Here is an 18611-nt window from a genome sequence, read left to right as displayed (position 1 = left end):
TAAAGTTAACATTGCCATCAGGAAAAGTGATTCGTACCCCAAAGCGAGTTACTTTTCCTTTTTTTATGGCTATTTTTCTAAGAATTCATCTACCGCTTTACCAAGCAAACTGATCATTGCTTCTCTCTTTTGCTTTGGTGTTGTATTATCTTGCATTTCATTAAAGATAGGAAGTACACTTTCTAATTTCTGTTTATCGATTCGTTCGTTCACAAGGTCTTGTCCTAGCATAGAAATGAATGTACCAATTGCAACCGCTTGTTCTTGTTTAGTTAGTTTCATTTATTTCACTCCCTTGATATCAGTTGCCGTCATTTTAAAACCATCCATTGTGTGTTCAGCTATAGTTTCAAGAATTAGTTTTCCATCTAATGAAATACCAACTTTAGAATCCATCCTAACCAATTCACTATAATTAATCTTTTGAATTAATTCAGGCTTTTTTACATTAGTAATCGCTTCAGCTATTTTCTTTCCGTTTATAAGAACAGGAACCTCTATTTCAATTGAATTGTTCTTATTAGTAAACCTCCCCATAACCTTATCCAACTTCTCAAATGTTTCTACACATTCATTGATTGCAGCAGTTAATTCTTTAATATTTTCGTTTGCTTCTTTTGTATCAACTTCTAACTTCACTGATAGTGCACTCATCTTTCATCCCTCCAAAATAAAAAGCACCCGAATGGATGCTTTTTTTAAAATTATTAATTTGTATTTTAATTCCGGTACGTGAAGTTTCATCCTTCTTCCAGTCACTTAATGATGATCTACTGATATGCATTAACAATATTAAGTAACTGGAAGAAGAGCAAAAGCTCTCCCTAATAACGGTATCATTCAATCATTACCATCTGCTGGTTTCGGATTTTATGTGCTATCATTATGAAACCGTTTAGACAACATATAGATTATAAAGGAATCTTAATGAGTTGTGTTTTCCGCCACTTCCCACAATACAAATATATCACGTTGATTCCAAAACGACCGGCACATTTTCTGCCAAAAAGCGGTCACGACTCTGCCACTAATATTAAATTCCACATGAATACTGCAGGTAAGTTATAATGAAGGACTTTACTATAATCCAATGCTTCTTATGCTATATCAGCCTGTACAACTTACGTTTAATGTTAATAAGATATACAGAAAGTATTTTTAATAGGAGATGATTTTATGTCCAGTTATAAATCAAAATGTCATGTTAGAAAGAATACGATTACTACAGGACCTTTTCTAGTTCCATTAAATGCTGCGGTTGGACAACCAAATAATAGGCTTGTAATTATCCTTAAGAATCCAACAAGACAATCGCTAGAAGCTGATGTGGTAATCGAATTTTGCCCTCCTGTACAAATTTCAGATGAAGGTACACCACTCCCTTTTATAATTACTGAGAATGAAAGACCTTTTCTCGAAGGGCTTGGTCTAACAATTATACCTCCAATGAGTTGTACTCGATTAGAATTTGATATTAGTTCTTTTGTAAACGGAATCCTTCATGTTAAATCTACAGGTGATTATTTAGTAGGAGAACGTCCATTACGTGGAAAACTTGAAATTGAAGTTGTTGGTGGATCAGGCCTTTCTAATCCTACGAATCCTGGTCTTTCCGTTGCAGATCCTTCTATGGTATTCCATTTTGCTGATTTCATAGTTTAAAAAATAATAATAATTTAATCTATAAGTATTAGTTACACTATTTAAGGCACAAGTACAGTCCCATACTAAATTTCATATCAATTACATTTCTCAGATCGTTATTCTAAGTTTTGTAGCATCTATACTTTTCACATTAAATATAAGATTAATGTTGGGTCATCGTCATGAGAATATAATTCACTTGGTAAATCTAAATTCTCCTAACGATGTCCCAATTATTAATTAACCTCACAAAATTTGCTCTAATGACTTACCCATATCTTATATTTTGTGTAACTATGCCAAATGCTACAGCCTTTGATATTCATAACTTCATAACACTTCCTCTTTTGAGTTACACAACACAATAAAAATGAGTAACTGTATAGAATGGGGTAGAATAACATGGCCACCAATTTAAAGTTTTATTTTTAGCAGGATTTTATTTTATCAGCTTGATAGTGACGAAATACAGCCAGAATTTCAAAAATTTTGTATACTAAGAGAATTTCAACTTAAAAAGTTGAATTCCTATACGTTAAATAAAATGAACAAAGTCTTTTACATTCTCTTCTTTAAGAACGTTTCCATAATATCCTTCCTGAACCTTTCATAATCAAACTGAAAAGCTACATTATGCATTTTATAGCCTGGATTAGTAACAAAACGAAAGTCTGCAATGCTTTGTCCAAAACCTTCCCCTTGATCAGGAATTACTTTAATAGGTACTCTCGTAAGGCTAACAGCCTCTCTATTTAGCAAATACCACACTGTTACAAAATCATGCATAGGACTTCCACTTATACCTGGATTAGACTTGGAGTAAAAATTATAATAATAATCTAACATAGGTTTAATGATAAGCCCTGCAAGATCTTGTGTATTCCGATGAAATGCATCGATTTGCTGGACCATTTCGGGTGTAACAATCGCATGCTGGGTCACATTTAAAGGAATAATTGTCAAGTTCTTTGCATGTTGCAGAATTAAGTTTGCTGCATAAGGGTCTGCGTAAAAATTAGCTTCAGCCACAGCAGTTACGTTACCTGGATAGAAAAAAGCTCCCCCCATGCAAATGCATTCTCTTACATTTCGCATTGTTTGTAAATTCAATACAAAAGTCGTAGCTAGTGAAGAAAGTCTTCCTAAATTGATAATTGTAAGATCTTCTAAATTTGATTCTATAATTTGATAAATATCATTTAAAGGATAAACTGGATATGAAATTTCAGGTGGAATAATAGGTCCTAATCCAACTTTTCCATGTACCTCAGGGAAATACTGAATCAATATACCTGTCAACGGTACAGAAGCACCAAGGAATACAGGTATTTCTTCTCTTCCCGCAATGTACTTCAAATAGTTAATATTTCTTATTACATTTTCTCTTGATACATTTCCATAATCGGCTACGATTCCTACAAGTTGAATGTCTTTACGAAAAAAGGTATACAGTATAGCAAAGGCATCATCAATCCCTAAATCTGTAAACAGAAGAACCTTTTTTTGCATATCTCTTCCTCCAAAATTTATAGAATTCTAATTTCACCAACGATGTAGTGATTAGACTACGCTTGTATATATATTTTTTATGTATTCTTAAAGAGGCGATTCTATTCACTTGAAATAGCTTTGCACATCTAAATTTGATTTTATGTTCAAGCATAAGTTTCTGTTCTTAAGTCGATAAGCATGTGTTGCTATCCTTGAACAAAAAAAGCAATGATTAGATTTTAAACCTAGTCATTGCTTTATCCATTGCATCTTGGTTTACTCCTATATATCTTAACGTTACTCGTTCACTTGAATGATTGAATATCTCCATCAGCAAAGCTATGTTCTTTGTCTGCATGTACATATGATATCCAAATGTCTTACGTAATGTATGTGTCCCAATTTCTTCTAAACCAAACTTTGCTGCTGTAGTACTAAGTATTTTGTATGCCATGCTTCTTCCGATTGGTCGATTCTTTCCTTGTCTGCTCTTAATTAAATACTCATATTCTTCCATATCTTCAATGTACCACTTTAACTCTCTTCTTAACGCTGCAGTAATCTGAATACGTTTCTGCTTACCCGTCTTCATTTCACGCATTGAAATATGACTGCCCTTTAAATCTCCAACCTTCAGTTTCAAAATATCACTTATACGTAGTCCTGTATTAATTCCCATTACAAACAAGATATAATTACGTTCACTCTTTTCTTTTAAATACTCTTTAATTTGCTGTATTTGCTCTGGATCACGTATTGGCTGAACAAAATTCATTATTCATTACCTCCAGTTTCTTCTGTCTCGTAAACTTCTAATCCGAGCGCAAAAGCAAGTTTATAAAACGCTTTAGATTTCCAACGTCGATAGGTACGCTCTGACATCCCTATTTCGTTATAAACCATGTAATCACACACATCCTCATCTTCTAAATAACGTTTATAAATAATCTCTCTCTGAATACTTCCTGCACGTCCATTTCCTAATCGTTTTAAAAACTGATCAATATGAATTGAGATTCTTTCCAGCCACTCTTCTCGTTTACTTTGTTGAATATTTGCTATAGCAATATCTTCTAACGGCTTACCAACTGCATGCGTAGGACCATGCTCACGTATTTCATAAGAAGGAGTGACTTTCATTTCTTTACGCATCATCCCAAATTGTCTATGTATACGTACGCTTTCCAACACACCTTCTAACTCCTCTTGTGTTGCTGTTCTATCAATTTTTGGTAAGAAAGATAATTGTTTAGTCATGTAAGACCACTCCTTTTTATTTTTAAATTACTTTTGTCTTAATGCTCCTCGTCTTCGTTCATAACAAGTTCTATGCATCCCCATTAAATCCTGAATTTCACGAGTACTTAATTTCTCTTTTTGTTTTTTCTTGTTTTTCTTCTTTCCTTGCTTGGATTGATTTTTCCATTCATGTAACTGATCCTTTAACACCCTCATTTCCCCATCTCCCTTTTCAATATAAAAAGGACACCTATTCCTAAAACAACTTTAATTGCTGCTTTAATGAATTGGTGTCCTCTAGTTTTCTAGCCGGACGATATTCGATTGTTATTTTTAAATATCCCAATAGTCACTATTAACATCATTAGTATATTTGCTGATTTCCTTCTCTTTCCCACACTTTTCACATTTATAATAACTAACTATCCCCATCTTACCAGTTTTAAAATCTTCATTGTCATGATTTTTAATAAGTTTATATCTATGTATACATTTAGGTTCTTTTAATTTATCAAACCAATTTCCTAACATAAATTAATCCCTTTCCTCCCGAAAATATTCTTTTTATTCCCATCCCCTTAAGCATACCTTAGAAAAGATTCCCAATCAATGAAACGTGGTAGCTTGTTTTTCTATAAACAAAAGGATTATTTTGTTCAAAAATTCATTCTAATTTATAAACACTATCTTTTTCTTATATTTTCCATTAAAATTTAATAGAAATATTCCGATAACAAAGGAGCAACCTATGAAGCATAATATTAATCTATGGTCCTTTATTTTTTCATTCGTTTGCATTGCTTTTTTTCTTTTATATCTTGAAGTATGCACACCTGAAATGAATGCATCGTTTATAAATATCTTTTATTTTCACCCTTTATTTTTTGTACTCATTTTTTCAATAGGAACTTTTTTTGCTGGTATTAAAGGATTCTCTAAAGCAGGTAATTGGATAGCGATGCTTAGAAGCATAGTGACAGTTCTACTAACACTTTTATTATCAGTGTTTTTAACACTAACTTTGATCGTTGGCTATGCATTAAGTTAAACGTCATTCTTTGTGAATAAAACTCAATATTCCGTCAATACTGTAGACAACCCATTAAGTTACTTTCTCCTTGTTCCCCCTTGGAGAACCGAGCAGTTAGCTTTTGCTAGCTGCTCTTTTATTTTCTGCAATTGGTTACACTTACCTGATGTTTTTAACGTAATATTAAGTTACGATATAAAAGAATAAAATATATTTGGCTGTTATACCATTACCCTAGGAAACTAGGGTTTTTTATTTCCACAAAATAAAATTTTTATTTAATTTATAAAATAAAACTGCTTGTCCACTTCAACCCATTCACCATCGTATATTATCTAACTACTATGATCGTATAATTCTTCTTGCATTTTCCATTCACTTCGATACATTCTTTAATTCCCCTTAACAATCTTTACACTTCCATATAATTACATTCCAACTTCATGATTTGCTTTTTGCAACCTTTACCTCCTATGGCGAGCAATCATAGAAGGTAAAGGTATGAATGAAGAAAATATTGTTTTACATGGAGTTGCTGTTGAATCAAGTTTAATCGATTCAACTCTCCTATCTATTCTTCGTCATTCACTTTACCAACAGAAGCAACAGGAGCAACAGGTTCAACGATATTGATTTAGGAAGCGGACTCCCTTATATATTAAAAGCTTTTTGAAGTGAACCCATGTTCCTTATATATTATGGAATGGGTTTATATTTGTGACATAAGGGCTTATTTTTTTATTTATTTTAATTTTCAAGGGCCTTTTTCTTATACTTGTTTGTTAACCAATTCATAAGTTGTAGTGTGTAAGTGGGTGAATGATAAGGATGGTGTAAAAATGAGTGAATTTAAAAAGAAATTTCATATTCCATGTGAGTGTTTCCTCCCCCCTGTACCCCCACCTCAAGTTGGACCAACCGGACCGACTGGACCAACTGGGCCGACTGGACCAACTGGGCCGACTGGACCAACTGGGCCGACTGGACCAACCGGGGCTACAGGAGTTACAGGACCTACGGGACCAGCTGCTACGGCATGTTGCCCATGTACGAATGTTCTTGATAACCCTGGATTTGATGAACCTGCAACACCAGGTACTCCAGTTCCAGGATGGATTGTAACGGGAAATGTTTCAGAAGTAGGATTTCCAAATGCGCACAGCGGTCGTTTTCTTCCAAATGGATCCTTGAGTGCTTTAGCTGTTTCTATTGGACCTGGAGGAATTATGACCCAATCTGTTGATGTAGGCGAAGGTTGTTGCTTTACCCTTTCTTTTGCTGGGGATATAAGAGATGGAGCACTCCTTGTTGCTTCTGTATCGTTTCCAGAACTTGGTCAAGGATGTCCTCCTAACCCTACAACACTTGGACCATTAAACATTCCGCACATTGTACCTGTTGCAAATCAACAACAAGCTGGCTTCCAACATTATACCCTTGTTGTGTGTATACCTGCTGATGTAACTACAGCATGTATTAGTTTCCAAAACTTAGCTACGGGTGGAGAAGGCGCAACAGCTTTTGTTGATAATGTTGTATTCCAACCTACTGGTGGACCTTGCACTTCATGTTCACAAAATTTTTAATACATTAATATATCTAAAGCTTTTCGTTTTTCTAGCGAATCCAATAACTATTAAAGAGGGCCCCCCTGGCTCTCTTTTCATATTAGAAATCACCATATGCACCTATATATTGAACGTATCCCTTTTTGATCAACATACGAATGATATTCACCTTTATATAAGCTATAGATTCACTATCTCATCCTTGCGTAAAATATGAAACTATTGAACAGTTAGACTGGGCTAACTGCTTTTTTGAGGTTTTCCGAATAAAATTCTAAATTATGTCCAATACTATAAATGAGCTGATACAGCTTAAATTCACAGTGACCTTTGTAATGTTCTTTTCCCTTTCTCTGAGGGCTGAGCAGTTAGCTTTTGCTAGCTGCTCTTTTTTCCGTACAGGTACCCATTTACTCTAAAATGAATAAACTATCTTGAACCTTATTTTTCAGTCATTTACTGGTTCATGACTTACAAACATAACCCCAATACATGGAATGTTTTTTAAGCGAGCACTCTGGAACAAGTGCTCGTTTTACTTTGGCATTTTTCTACAAAATGAAATTTTTATACAAAATACACACAACTAAATCAACATAATTTCATATGATATATTGCATCATTTCTTTTTAGAGTGGATAGTCGTTACAGAAGGGCACTTTTCTAAGTGCTCTTATATTTACATTCCAAATAGCGTTTTTGTTTGAATTCAATTTTTTAACTATAGCTTTACTAATACTTTTGTGCTAAAATCCACTAGGATATTTATTTTACAATTATTTTTGGAGGCTTTATGAACAATCAAAACAACAATGAAACAAATAACATCGGTAGACTATTAGCTATTTTTCTAATAGTATCACCACTATTAATACCTATCGCGCTCCCTACAGCCATAATTGTCGGAATAAAACAATGGTTGCCTGATGACGTTGTATACCCAAGTATAATGTCACTATTGACCTTATGTATTGGACTTTTCATAGTTGGGATCATCTTCTCTTTCGTATTACGCGTATTTAAATTATCTGAAGAAAAGCTAAAAGAATTAGGTTTCTTAGGATTTACAATTTCAATTGTTAGTACCTTCCTGACAATGTATGTCGGATATTTTTGGCTAGCAAAACTTAATTTCACAGCAGTGCAATTATCACCACATGCTGTATTAATCTTTGCGATTTCATCTACAATTCTTTTAGAAACAACCTTTAAATTAAATGATAAATTTGATACACCTGATACAAAAGAGACACTTTAATAGATATCAAAATGATTATCTTAGAGCACATATCAACATGTGTTCTTTTTTCTTTTAATCAAATAACGATTTATATAAATCCAACTTTCTTCCCACTTCGCGGCGGTAATCTTCACTGACTTCTATACATAAATGTTTAATCATCTTATAATTAAAGATGCTCGACCATGTGTGAATACCTTTTTGAACACTCTTTGGGCTAGTAGAAATCCTAGCTTTTATTTTCTTATCTGAATAAAATTCAATATTCCATTCATACTATAAATACACTTGGGTTCTGAACTTCCTTCTTAACGTTTTTTCGGAGAGCAGTTAGCTTTTGCTAGCTGCTCTTTTAATTACACATTTTTGCCTTAATGCTCATATGTTATTGAGAATAAAAAATCATCTTGTATTATAAGAAAAGTATTCTTTTTCATTACTCCACTCCCTCTTTATAGAACACTGTTTGAATAAGGTCTTAACTTTAAAGAGGGAATACTTTTAAAAATCTTGGTTATACTGTAAACAGGCTCTTGAATAGCCAATTTCCGATTTTACTAATACCCACTATATGTCTATTACCTTGGGCCGAGCAATTAGCAAAAGCTAATTGCTCTTTTATATTGAGTTAATAATAAAAACTTTGTTCTTATTTCTTTTTCACATTATATATTTCTAACCTAGACGTTCTGCTCAGAGAGTTACCTCCTATCTTAAAGAACACTGATGCATGGGCTCTTTTTATTTAAATAAAGATTTTGTTTGAACCCATTCACCAATTTCATACTTTTACATACTTTAATACTACCTTTCTGTATAATGTGAGTTCGTCACTTTAGTTATAGTGAGGTATAAAGAGTGCTCTTGATTAGCGCTCTTTTTATTTGTTGTTAAATAAGGGTTTTGTTCGAAATTCATTAACCTTATTGGTTCCTTTGCATACAGTATTATCACAAGGAATTCCACAGGTTACTGTGGTCAAGTTACCTTGAATTTCTTGCACACCTTAAGGGAAGAATCCATTTATAAAAAATGGGTTCTTTTATTTTTTTCTCATACAATAAGAATTTTGCTTAATTACTATTAACGTTTTAGACTTCCTTGAATACATTAATATCACAAGAAATTATATATGGTGCTCTGGTCCAGTTACCTTGAGTTTCTTGCAGACCTTGTGTGAAGAATCCGTTTATAACAAACGGGTTCTTTTATTTTAGGTTATAAAATAATGATGTTATTAATATCGTTATTTCTTAATTTTAAGATTCGTGTTAAAATAACCTCATATCATTCTTTTTACTTTCACTTTAAAGATGATACTTCAATCTTGGCCCTAGTCCTCTAGGGCCTTTTTTATTTCAAATAAAGATTTTATTTAATCTCGCACCTAAATCAAAAACATACATACAATAATGGGTATTCTTTTTCAACATTAGTCAGAGCGCCTTTCTCTCAAGGCACTCTTTATTATTTAATGACAGGCTCCATAATTCCATGTAAGGCATACAATATTAAAAATTTACTCGTGAAAATCTGATTACGATTTTTTAGATTTTCTATATCTCATGAAACATTCACCTACCTTACTAAGGGTGCATATAAAAATGCACTCTTTTTATTTGTTGTTAAATAAGGATTTTGCTTTACTTGTGCTAGCTACCTGCCCCTTGTATAAATGCACCTTTTTTTACATACAATATTAAATTAAAATAAGCCTTTTTTAGGACGGTACCAATATGAACAAGACCTTTAAATACATTTTAATCTTCTTTTGTGCTGTGTTTTATATTGCAATGATTAGTGGTATTATTTATCTAAACTTTGTTCAAGAACATTTTATTCCTCCCAGCAAAAAATCTAAGATTGAACATAAACATTTATAATTAGGTATAAGGAGCGCTCTACAAGGCACTCTTTATTTTTTAGGGACCGGCTCCATAATCCTAAGTAAAGAATACAATATAAAAAATTAACTCATGAGAATTTCACCTTTTAGATTTCTTTGAATACATTAATATCATAAAAAATCTAAAAGGTGCTCTGGTCCAGTTACCTTGAATTTCTTGCACACTTTGAGGAAAGAAAATTTTTATTAAAAAAGCTTCTTTCCTTTATTCGTTATAAAATAAGAATTTTGTATAAAACTGCATTATTAGCACAAGCGTTTATCTTACATAAAGAATAAAGTATTTCTATATTCAGAATCAGGAAAGGTATGATTAAAATGTTCTTTGCAGCTACCTTTCTAGATATTTACGAAATTGATGATAATTATCTTATAAGTTGTTCGATTGATAACCATTCCAAATTTAACTTTGTAATTTCTAAAGACAAAGTGTATGGCACTCCATTTATAGGCGCACATGTTTCAGGTGACTATGATGATAATAAAAAGATAAAACATCTCTTTATTGAATAAGATGACATGTTATTCATGTCATTACATATGTTTTTGTTACCAAATAACTATTTTGTTAAATTTCATAAATACAATTGCTTGTCCGTTTCACTCTACTTAACTCTCGCATTTACTATTAGTAATACGAATATTCAGAGGTGATATATAATGGATGAGTTTTTATCTTCTGCTGCACTAAATCCAGATGCAATTGGCCCCACACTTCCACCTGTTCTACCTTTTCAATCCCCAACTGGCCCCACTGGGTCAACAGGAGCTACTGGGGCTACTGGGGCTACTGGACCAACCGGATCAACTGGGGCTACTGGACCAACCGGACCAACTGGGGCTACTGGGGCTACTGGACCAACCGGACCAACTGGATCAACTGGGGCTACTGGACCAACTGGACCAACTGGATCAACTGGGGCTACTGGACCAACTGGACCAACTGGATTTAATCTTCCTGCTGGACTTGCATCTATTTCCTTAACTTCTAACGCCAACACAGCATGTGTATCCACCCAAGGAAATAATACTTTATTTTTTTCAGGTCAAGTATTAGTAAATGGTATCCCTGCTGCAGGGGTAGTAGTCAGCTTTTCATTTAGTAATCCTTCTCTAGCTTTCATGGTTCCTCTTGCTACCATCACCAATGCTTCTGGTAACTTTACTGCTGTATTTTTAGCCGCAAATGGACCTGGAACAGTAATCGTTACTGCTTCACCCCTTGATTCTCCTGGAACAATGGCTAACGTCACTATTACCATTGTGAATTGTCCGTAATAGCTTTATTTTTATGGAATAAGCAATCTCTGATAAGATAGGCACTGTAAATCAGTGCTCTATTTTATTACTGGGATATTCCTTTCAAATGAAATCTTTAATTTAAACTTTCTTAATAAAATTCAAATTTGGTCTTACTTTACATCTACACGTGTTTGACTTGCTTCTCGACTAAAACCATCAGGATATCTTTTAGCTAATTTTGCAATATTCATTTCAGCAATATCTTGTAACGTATATCCCAGTTCGTGTGCCATAATTGTTAAGTAATACAGAATATCTCCAAGCTCTAAGGCTAATTTATAAGTGTTTCCATCCTCTTCTCCTGGACAATGCGATGGTTGGAAACCATGTCCATGATAAATTGCTTTTTTTACAATATCGGCAACTTCACCAGCTTCGCCTGTAAGTCCTAAAGCTGCATTTGAAACTCGTCCTCCAAAATCAGTTTTGCTATTCCAAGTTCGTAAAGTTGCTTCCTGATAATCATTTAATTCATCAATCGATAAGATACTTGCAATCTGTAAAACTGTAGCTTCATTTATAACTTGTTCCTCATTTTTTGCTTCACTCATTAATTTAGTTGCTTCTAATACACCATTTTCCATAATGTTCATTTTGATTTCCCCTTCCTATTTAGCAAATCCCTAATCCTATTGGACGATTTTCAATTAAATACTTATCAGCTTGATCTATTACAAGAAGTGCAACTTCCGCTTGGTGTCTCCTTAACGCTTTTGCCATCTTCGGCAAACTCATACCTTGACTCCACATTTCACGAAAACGTACTACATCTCTTTCATCCCAAATAAAGTTAGCTTCTTCTAAAACGATGTATATTTTTAACCGTGATTCCTTCATCGCTTTATGATTTCTTGCTACACTCATAAGCGAACCTACTTTCTAAAATTAATCATTTTATCTTTTCAGTAAACTTAGTATCTACACGATCAACTTTACCGTTTACCCAAACCGCCACTTGCTCACCGAATCCACTCATTGGCGGATTTACTGCTGTTACATTTCCGTCCTTCACTATTAAAAGTTTGTTGCTACTAACATCAATTTCTATTTTTTTCATATGTCCATCTCCCTTTTACTACCGCATGTACTCGACAACATCAGGTTTAAATCCACTTCCTAAATAAACCCTTACCGGAATTATTTCTTTTTTATCCCTTGCTGCCTTACACAATTCTTCAGCTGTATCCCAATTGAAAAACTTATCTACAGCTCTTTGAAATCTCCAAATAGCCATTACATATTGTTCAAAGATGTCATAACGATCATCTTGTTTAGTTGTGCATGGTAATTCATCCGTACATTTTGCATTCGTTGGAACTCGGACGCGTACATCAGCGTATTTAGTGCGTCCAGTTCCTCTCTTCACATTTGCCTTCATTACATCAAACTCACAAATTGTTGGCTCTACATCGAAAATGTTTAGTTGCTTAGGCATGTGCCATCCCACTCTTCTGAATAAGATCCAGTAATTCAATTACCCCTTCCTTGCTTAAAAACATTCGGCCACCTAGCAACTCTATGTTGTTTTCAGAAACTTCACCCGTTACAAAGCATGACTTTTCATGTCTTCTTAAAACGATGTTTTCACCATCGACATGAAAATCTAGTGCCGTTCCTTCGGTAATACCTAAAGTTCTGCGTAACTCTACTGGAATTACTACACGACCTAGCTCGTCCACTTTTCTTGCAACACCCGTGTTTTTCATATCTTACTCCCCTTTAATATTTTTATATTTATTTAGAATCTCATCCAAACGTTTCTTATTATTTTCAAAATCATCGCTTTGAGTTTGCTGTGGCTGCTGTATTGGCTCTTGTTCTTCTTGTTTGCGTAACCAATCCGGTACAACTTCCGTTCGTTTGGAATAACCTTTACCAGTACGTTTATTGTTTTTCTTACTCATTTCAAATCGAGTATCTAAAGCAGCAACCTCATTTAATGTTTTTACTTTTTCCTTTTCCCAACTACTTAAAATACTGCGGATATATCTCCACTTTGGTACATTTTCATCAATTGCTTTATTAACAGCGTGAATAACTAATTCATTACCGAATCTATCGCAAAACTCACCTAATTCTTGAATTGCAATTTCACTTAAAGGAATTCCCTTTTCAAGTAAAAAGTTGTAACTAATTTTAAATTCTTGATCAATTAATTTCTGAGTTGAGGTAGCATCATCATCATTTATATTTGTAGTAATATTTGTAGTAATCTCTGTATTTGTCTTACGTTCTAGTGTAAGAGACTCTTCCGTTTTATCGTAGAAGGGTATTGCTCTAGAATGTAAGACCCTCTTGCTTTCTAAAGTAACAGGGCTATTACTTTTCAGTGTAGGAGGGTTACCATTTCCCCAATACATAATGGATATTTTCTGAACCATTTCAGGTACAGGTTCAACATACATAACGTTATTACACCTAGTTCCGTTAACAAGAATCGTCCTAAACTCAATTTTTATAAGTCCACGTTCTTTCAGAAAGTCACACGCTTCTTTTACTTGTCTTTTTGTAAATCCAAATGAATCGGCTAATTGTTGATAGCTCTTTTGAAGCGTGTCTGCCTTAAACTTTTGCTTATATTGAACTTGACTAGATTCTTCACTTCTTACTTCAGTAGGTTTATACCAATAAACAATTTCTCCTAAGATAGTAATTGCAACAATATTAGGTTTACCATTATCTAATGTAAGTGTTTTAAACCATCCATGATCTATAACATTGCCACGAAAATTTATTTGCCCTATTTGTAATACCTTGGTGTTCATAGTTTTCACTCCTTTTCATAAAACCAATGTGCTATCTCCCTATTTTCCGTGTTATACTTATAACAACTTATTTTTTGAAAAGGACCCACTGCAATGGGTCTTTTTACTTTGCTTCACATCACTCCAAGCCCATTGTTTTATCGGTTCATAAGTTATGTAAAACAAACATGAACCACATGCAATTAATATCGCTAATATAGCTAATGAGGTTGTATCTTCCACTAAATCACCTCCTTTTGTGCTTCAAGCCAAGCTTCTAAATCCTTTTGCAAGAAAAGTAATTTACGTCCTTCCCTGATCACTGGAAAATGTGGGTGATTTGCTAATTCATACATTCTACAAACTGCTATATTGAGGTAAGCAGCTGCTTCTTTCACCCTCATTACCTTGTTTGGTTGTGATTGTTGTTGGAATGAAGCTAAAGCTGCTTGAATTTCTTCGCGAACAACTTCGCGGATTGACTCTTTAATGATTTGATCTAATCCCATTTTGTTTTGCTCCTTTCTAATTCACTTAACCAACCATAACTTAACCAAAAGTTAAGTTATGGACAAAAAATTTTAATTGCATCTAACTTCACTTTAAAAAACTCAGCAATTTTCACAATTAAATCATAATAAGGTCGACGCTTCCCGTTTTCTATATACCAATAATAAACTTCAGTAATACCAACGGCTTCAGCTACTTCCTTACATGTATATCCCTGTTCTACACGTAGCTGCTTTAGAGTTTTCATAAACAACTCCTCTCTTCCGTTTTTGTTGTTAATTACATAATAACTTAACCTAAAGTTAAGTTCAAGTGTTTCCCAAAACTTTTTTCAAAAAAATTACCTTTCCACTTAACTGATAGTTAATATATAATGACAGTGTGACACCATAATAGTAATTAAGAAAAAATAATTTCATATAAAATAAACTTGGGGTGTTTTTTATTATGTTTAGTCATGAGAGATTGAAATCATTAATTGAAAAGAAGAGCATCACCCAACAACAGTTAGCTGACGAAATTGGTGTTAGTCATGTTTCTGTTTATAATTATGTCGAGGGAAAAAAAGCACCCGGTACACGTACACTTCAGAAGATAGCAAATTATTTAAAAGTAACAACAGATTATTTGTTAGGTTTATCTGATTCACCAGATTTAACAGCGGGCGAAGACTTACAGTTAACAAAAGAAGCACACGAAATTCTTCAAATCATTAATGACTTACCTGAAGAACAACGAAAAAAAGCATTAGAGCAATTAGAGATGTTTGTGAACTACGAGAAATCTAAAGGAAATATGTAGTATAAAAAGACTATCCAAGAAAGTTAGATAGTCTTTTTTACATGACTTTTTCTTTTTTTGATTCACTCAAACAAATAGAAAATAATTTCTCTTTTGGATTATCTTCTTCTTGCAAAAGTAATAAAGCTTGTTTAATTAGATTAACTTCCCCTTCTTTACTTTTCATCTTCTTCGATCTCCCTCTTTTTATTTTTGGATTTTTTTTACAATAATTTCTTTTTTCTTCTTTCAGTAAAAAAAGAAATTTCTCCTAAAATTACAAATGACATCGTCAATTAAGACGATGTCATTTGTAATATATATACCTTTATTATGTATTTTACCAGCCGCCACCAGGGTCAACCATCATGTGTTGAATTGTAGGTTTTGAATTATTTGTACTAGGCTTTTCTTTTATAGAATCAGTGTTAATGAATAATGTAGCAGCTATTAATAGCGCAGGAATGATTGTAATTATTTTTTTCATTATGTCACCTCTTTCCGAAGACAATTATACCAATTATTCAAATTAAACCCAAGTGTATTTTTGGTAAATTTGAATAAAATATATTCCCTGATTTTTGACACATCAAAAGAGAACGTTTCATTAACTCTTCTTTTTTTGTACCTTCATATGTTAAACCTAAATATGCAGTCTGTATGTCTGTTAATCTTCCATTCTTCTCATTTAATTGATTTAATAGTTTTCTCGCTTCAATCTTCTTACCTTGTTTAATCCTTAAATATGCTAATTCACCTGGATGGACAACATCTAAGCTGCTAATTCCTTTATCATGATGAATCTTTAGAAATGATAATGTATGTTGCACCATTTTTCTTTTTCTCTCAATTCCATTAATCTTACTATCCCCTATCACTTCAAGAGTCTTTTCCAAATAATATTTTGCCTTCTCATATTCATTCGCTGAAAAAATATAAGATTCACCTAACTTTAAATATGCATTTACTTTTGGAAAAGAAAAAAAGTTATCCCATTCAAGATCATCTAATAGTTCCATGCTAAAATGTCTTGCTTCACTGACTTCACCACCCTGCAACGAAGTAACGGCAATGGCTTCTTTATATCGTAATTTATAACATTCTCGAATGTACCTATTACTTACTTTATTTATTTTTATTTCAAGAGATTTTAATCGCTCATTTAAAGAAGTAAAATTACCCGATTGATATTGCGCTTGGCATAATAAAATTTCAATTAACACTTCCATCTCTGTTGTTCTTATTGATTTACTTTCCAGGCTTAATGCCTTATGGTACTGTGTAGCATCAATCTCACCTATATATCGTTTATATATAATTCTATACACATTAGCAAATTCTCTATTTTCTGCTACCTTTGATTGTGATTCACTATTGATAATATTAATTAATAGATTAAACTTTCCCCTTAAAGCTAAATCCTCCATTGCCTCACGTAAGTTTTCTGATTTTGGTTTCGTTATATATATATAATCTGTTAATAAATTTTCTTGAACCTGTATGCCTTTGTTTAATAGGATGGCTGTCTTAGAAAGAAAGCCAAAACTCATGTCTGTGTTACCTTTAAAAACTTTTGTAACAGTACTTGGCTTAACTCCCCAATAATTTGCGAGTTTATTTTTTCTTATTCCAGCTGCACATAACTCTTTTTCAATTTGATTTAGAGCTTTCCACATGTTTTGTCCCCCTTATTGGAACAAGACACACTTCCCTATCATGAAAACGCACCTTAATGATGAATTACATCTAAAAGTTGTGTTATACTAGCCATATATGTTACGCATAGTCGTAACTGAAAGGCTCATGGCAAATGTTTTCCCTACTACAATTAGGGCAAACGGTGTAAAAGTGTTCCCAGCACAATTACACACGCTATGGGTCTTTTTCGTTCCGTCAAATTATATTATTAAGAATATTCTATCACAAATAACCCAAACATCTATTCTCTTATATTCTGAAAATACTTGAGAAAGTTAAAAATACTAATATAAGTCTAGTTTTTTGACAGTTAAAAATATGAAATATTGCATTTGATAATCGGTTTATATGTAACTATAGTGATAGCAAAAGTTCAATTATTCTTTTAGAGATGTAAAGTTAATAAATACCTATTGAGATTTTATATTAAAATTACTATCCTGAACCAAAATAGTACAAGTTTAACTATTTCCAATTATGTAATCACTTAGTTTTAACTGTATATGCCATAATTTAAGAATAAGAAAAGCCACTCATCTAAGTGGCTTTTCTTATTCTTAATAGACAAACTCAATCTAAATTCATCATTTTCTTTAGGGTATTTTAAAAATGAACATAATTATGATTTTCTACTAAATGGCCTTTTACTCCAATCTGCAGATAAATTATTTAATAAGAAAAGTGTATTTGGAACTGGTGATGGAAACCTCGCAGCTTGAAAATTTGTAAGAAGTGGAGATGCAATAGCGCCATCTATGGTACTACCAGCTTGAACTTGCACCATATCCCCTGCATTCAATTGTACAATCGTAGAAACTGTTACCGCATTTAAAAGCCCAGTATTTCCACCAAAAAAGCTATCATCTCCTGCTATTAAAGCACTGTTAACTGTTATAAATACTTCCGTCACATAATTTAGAGTATCATCAGTAGGACTAAAAATTATAGTAGTAATAATTAAATATACTCCATCTTGTTGCGGTATAAATGTTGATACACCATCATATTCACCATTTAAATCGAATTGTGTAGTTTCAAATGTTACTATAGACAGTGTATTAGCAGTAACGGACTGATCAGTAGATTTGAAAGCTCTGAATGCAGATTCAAATCCCGTTGGACCTGTTGGGCCTGTTATTCCAGTTGCTCCTGTTGGGCCTGTCGGGCCTGTTATTCCGGTTACTCCCGTTGGACCTGTCGGGCCTGTTATTCCAGTTGCTCCCGTTGGACCTGTTGGGCCTGTTATTCCAGTTGCTCCCGTTGGACCCGTCGGGCCTGTTATTCCAGTTGCTCCTGTTGGACCTGTCGGGCCTGTTATTCCAGTTGGACCTATTGGACCTCCTGAAGGACCTGTTGGACCTGTTGGGCCTACCGGGCCCCCTGAAGGACCTGTTACTCCGGTTACTCCCGTTGGACCTGTTGGGCCTGTTATTCCAGTTACCCCCGTTGGACCTGTTGG

The 18611-nt window shown here is 33.6% G+C and carries 26 protein-coding genes and 1 pseudogene; 6 read left to right on the top strand and 21 right to left on the bottom strand.

Translation table 11 applies throughout. From position 1 onward, the window contains the following. Positions 1-69: 69 nt before the first annotated feature. Both BUA87_RS04490 and BUA87_RS30825 read right to left on the bottom strand, forming a co-directional pair. A complete protein-coding gene (locus BUA87_RS04490) occupies positions 70-282 on the bottom strand; it encodes a hypothetical protein (protein ID WP_048567684.1) in 213 nt (70 codons plus the stop codon). Next, the gene (locus tag BUA87_RS30825; protein WP_142953276.1) at positions 283-654 is read right to left on the bottom strand and encodes a hypothetical protein; all 372 of its coding nucleotides are present in this window, start codon (positions 652-654) and stop codon (positions 283-285) included. It abuts the gene before it with no gap. Between the two features lie 522 nt (positions 655-1176). Here BUA87_RS30825 and BUA87_RS04480 point away from each other — a divergent pair. Further along, on the top strand, positions 1177-1662 hold the full coding sequence (locus BUA87_RS04480) for a hypothetical protein (protein WP_048567685.1): 486 nt from the start codon (positions 1177-1179) through the stop codon (positions 1660-1662). Between the two features lie 540 nt (positions 1663-2202). Here the strand turns inward: BUA87_RS04480 and BUA87_RS04475 are convergent. The 5 genes from BUA87_RS04475 to BUA87_RS04460 form a co-directional block, all read right to left on the bottom strand. Beyond that, positions 2203-3153: a nucleoside hydrolase gene (locus BUA87_RS04475; RefSeq protein ID WP_072938531.1), complete on the bottom strand. Its 951-nt coding sequence runs from the start codon at positions 3151-3153 to the stop codon at positions 2203-2205. Between the two features lie 214 nt (positions 3154-3367). Next, positions 3368-3910, bottom strand: coding sequence for a site-specific integrase (locus BUA87_RS04470; protein ID WP_061113366.1), 543 nt, complete (start codon positions 3908-3910; stop codon positions 3368-3370). Next, positions 3910-4392 (bottom strand): ArpU family phage packaging/lysis transcriptional regulator, encoded by a 483-nt coding sequence (locus BUA87_RS04465; protein ID WP_072938528.1) that lies wholly within the window; start codon positions 4390-4392, stop codon positions 3910-3912. The genes BUA87_RS04470 and BUA87_RS04465 overlap by 1 nt, the downstream gene beginning before the upstream one ends. Before the next feature lie 27 nt (positions 4393-4419). Then, positions 4420-4590: a hypothetical protein gene (locus BUA87_RS31190; protein WP_044307560.1), complete on the bottom strand. Its 171-nt coding sequence runs from the start codon at positions 4588-4590 to the stop codon at positions 4420-4422. A 117-nt stretch (positions 4591-4707) separates the two neighbouring features. Further along, positions 4708-4905 (bottom strand): hypothetical protein, encoded by a 198-nt coding sequence (locus BUA87_RS04460; RefSeq protein ID WP_044307561.1) that lies wholly within the window; start codon positions 4903-4905, stop codon positions 4708-4710. Positions 4906-5122: 217 nt separating this feature from the next. Here BUA87_RS04460 and BUA87_RS04455 point away from each other — a divergent pair, with 217 nt between their 5' ends. The 4 genes and pseudogenes from BUA87_RS04455 to BUA87_RS32100 form a co-directional block, all read left to right on the top strand. Continuing rightward, positions 5123-5422, top strand: a complete 300-nt coding sequence (locus tag BUA87_RS04455) for a hypothetical protein (RefSeq protein WP_044307562.1) — start codon at positions 5123-5125, stop codon at positions 5420-5422. An 821-nt stretch (positions 5423-6243) separates the two neighbouring features. After that, the gene (locus BUA87_RS04450; protein ID WP_072938526.1) at positions 6244-6990 is read left to right on the top strand and encodes a hypothetical protein; all 747 of its coding nucleotides are present in this window, start codon (positions 6244-6246) and stop codon (positions 6988-6990) included. A 775-nt stretch (positions 6991-7765) separates the two neighbouring features. After that, positions 7766-8230 carry a hypothetical protein gene (locus BUA87_RS04445; protein ID WP_001064729.1) on the top strand — a complete coding sequence of 155 codons (465 nt, stop codon included), beginning with the start codon at positions 7766-7768 and terminating at the stop codon, positions 8228-8230. 2548 nt (positions 8231-10778) lie between these two features. Continuing rightward, positions 10779-10835 (top strand): annotated as a pseudogene (locus BUA87_RS32100) (exosporium leader peptide-containing protein); the annotation flags it as partial. A gap of 329 nt (positions 10836-11164) precedes the next feature. On the opposite strand, the gene BUA87_RS31645 reads toward BUA87_RS32100, so the two are convergent. The 10 genes from BUA87_RS31645 to BUA87_RS04395 all read right to left on the bottom strand — a co-directional run bounded on the left by BUA87_RS31645 (position 11165) and on the right by BUA87_RS04395 (position 14921). Then, on the bottom strand, positions 11165-11380 hold the full coding sequence (locus tag BUA87_RS31645; protein WP_000237379.1) for a hypothetical protein: 216 nt from the start codon (positions 11378-11380) through the stop codon (positions 11165-11167). 150 nt (positions 11381-11530) lie between these two features. Continuing rightward, positions 11531-12013: a nucleoside triphosphate pyrophosphohydrolase family protein gene (locus tag BUA87_RS04430; RefSeq protein ID WP_044307564.1), complete on the bottom strand. Its 483-nt coding sequence runs from the start codon at positions 12011-12013 to the stop codon at positions 11531-11533. Between the two features lie 19 nt (positions 12014-12032). Further along, positions 12033-12284: a helix-turn-helix domain containing protein gene (locus BUA87_RS04425; protein WP_072938520.1), complete on the bottom strand. Its 252-nt coding sequence runs from the start codon at positions 12282-12284 to the stop codon at positions 12033-12035. A gap of 25 nt (positions 12285-12309) precedes the next feature. Continuing rightward, positions 12310-12477, bottom strand: coding sequence for a DUF3954 domain-containing protein (locus BUA87_RS04420; protein ID WP_000717826.1), 168 nt, complete (start codon positions 12475-12477; stop codon positions 12310-12312). A gap of 18 nt (positions 12478-12495) precedes the next feature. Next, the gene (locus BUA87_RS04415; RefSeq protein WP_016512772.1) at positions 12496-12855 is read right to left on the bottom strand and encodes a hypothetical protein; all 360 of its coding nucleotides are present in this window, start codon (positions 12853-12855) and stop codon (positions 12496-12498) included. After that, on the bottom strand, positions 12848-13126 hold the full coding sequence (locus BUA87_RS04410) for an AbrB/MazE/SpoVT family DNA-binding domain-containing protein (RefSeq protein WP_016512773.1): 279 nt from the start codon (positions 13124-13126) through the stop codon (positions 12848-12850). The genes BUA87_RS04415 and BUA87_RS04410 overlap by 8 nt, the downstream gene beginning before the upstream one ends. A 3-nt stretch (positions 13127-13129) precedes the next feature. Then, on the bottom strand, positions 13130-14185 hold the full coding sequence (locus tag BUA87_RS04405) for a DnaD domain-containing protein (protein WP_001093547.1): 1056 nt from the start codon (positions 14183-14185) through the stop codon (positions 13130-13132). Between the two features lie 57 nt (positions 14186-14242). Then, entirely contained in the window at positions 14243-14407 is a 165-nt protein-coding gene (locus BUA87_RS31185; protein WP_000390284.1) for a hypothetical protein, read from the bottom strand. After that, positions 14407-14673, bottom strand: coding sequence for a helix-turn-helix domain-containing protein (locus BUA87_RS04400; protein ID WP_000522030.1), 267 nt, complete (start codon positions 14671-14673; stop codon positions 14407-14409). The genes BUA87_RS31185 and BUA87_RS04400 overlap by 1 nt, the downstream gene beginning before the upstream one ends. Before the next feature lie 56 nt (positions 14674-14729). Beyond that, positions 14730-14921, bottom strand: a complete 192-nt coding sequence (locus BUA87_RS04395) for a helix-turn-helix domain-containing protein (RefSeq protein WP_000854268.1) — start codon at positions 14919-14921, stop codon at positions 14730-14732. A 200-nt stretch (positions 14922-15121) separates the two neighbouring features. Between BUA87_RS04395 and BUA87_RS04390 the strand changes: the two genes are divergently transcribed. After that, on the top strand, positions 15122-15475 hold the full coding sequence (locus BUA87_RS04390; protein WP_000491237.1) for a helix-turn-helix domain-containing protein: 354 nt from the start codon (positions 15122-15124) through the stop codon (positions 15473-15475). 37 nt (positions 15476-15512) lie between these two features. On the opposite strand, the gene BUA87_RS31640 is transcribed toward BUA87_RS04390, so the two are convergent. The 4 genes from BUA87_RS31640 to BUA87_RS31180 form a co-directional block, all read right to left on the bottom strand. After that, a complete protein-coding gene (locus BUA87_RS31640) occupies positions 15513-15641 on the bottom strand; it encodes a hypothetical protein (protein ID WP_000836783.1) in 129 nt (42 codons plus the stop codon). 153 nt (positions 15642-15794) lie between these two features. After that, positions 15795-15941, bottom strand: a complete 147-nt coding sequence (locus BUA87_RS04385) for a hypothetical protein (protein WP_000720922.1) — start codon at positions 15939-15941, stop codon at positions 15795-15797. Between the two features lie 37 nt (positions 15942-15978). After that, a complete protein-coding gene (locus BUA87_RS04380) occupies positions 15979-17130 on the bottom strand; it encodes an AimR family lysis-lysogeny pheromone receptor (protein WP_000265308.1) in 1152 nt (383 codons plus the stop codon). A gap of 641 nt (positions 17131-17771) precedes the next feature. After that, positions 17772-18584 (bottom strand): collagen-like protein, encoded by an 813-nt coding sequence (locus BUA87_RS31180; RefSeq protein WP_256678954.1) that lies wholly within the window; start codon positions 18582-18584, stop codon positions 17772-17774. Positions 18585-18611 lie beyond the last annotated feature (27 nt).

The sequence above is a fragment of the Bacillus sp. bc15 genome (assembly GCF_900142585.1).
Taxonomy (GTDB): Bacteria; Bacillota; Bacilli; order Bacillales; family Bacillaceae_G; genus Bacillus_A; species Bacillus_A cereus.
Note: the sequence above shows the minus strand (reverse complement) of the source record. Positions and strands in the feature narration are given on the sequence as shown.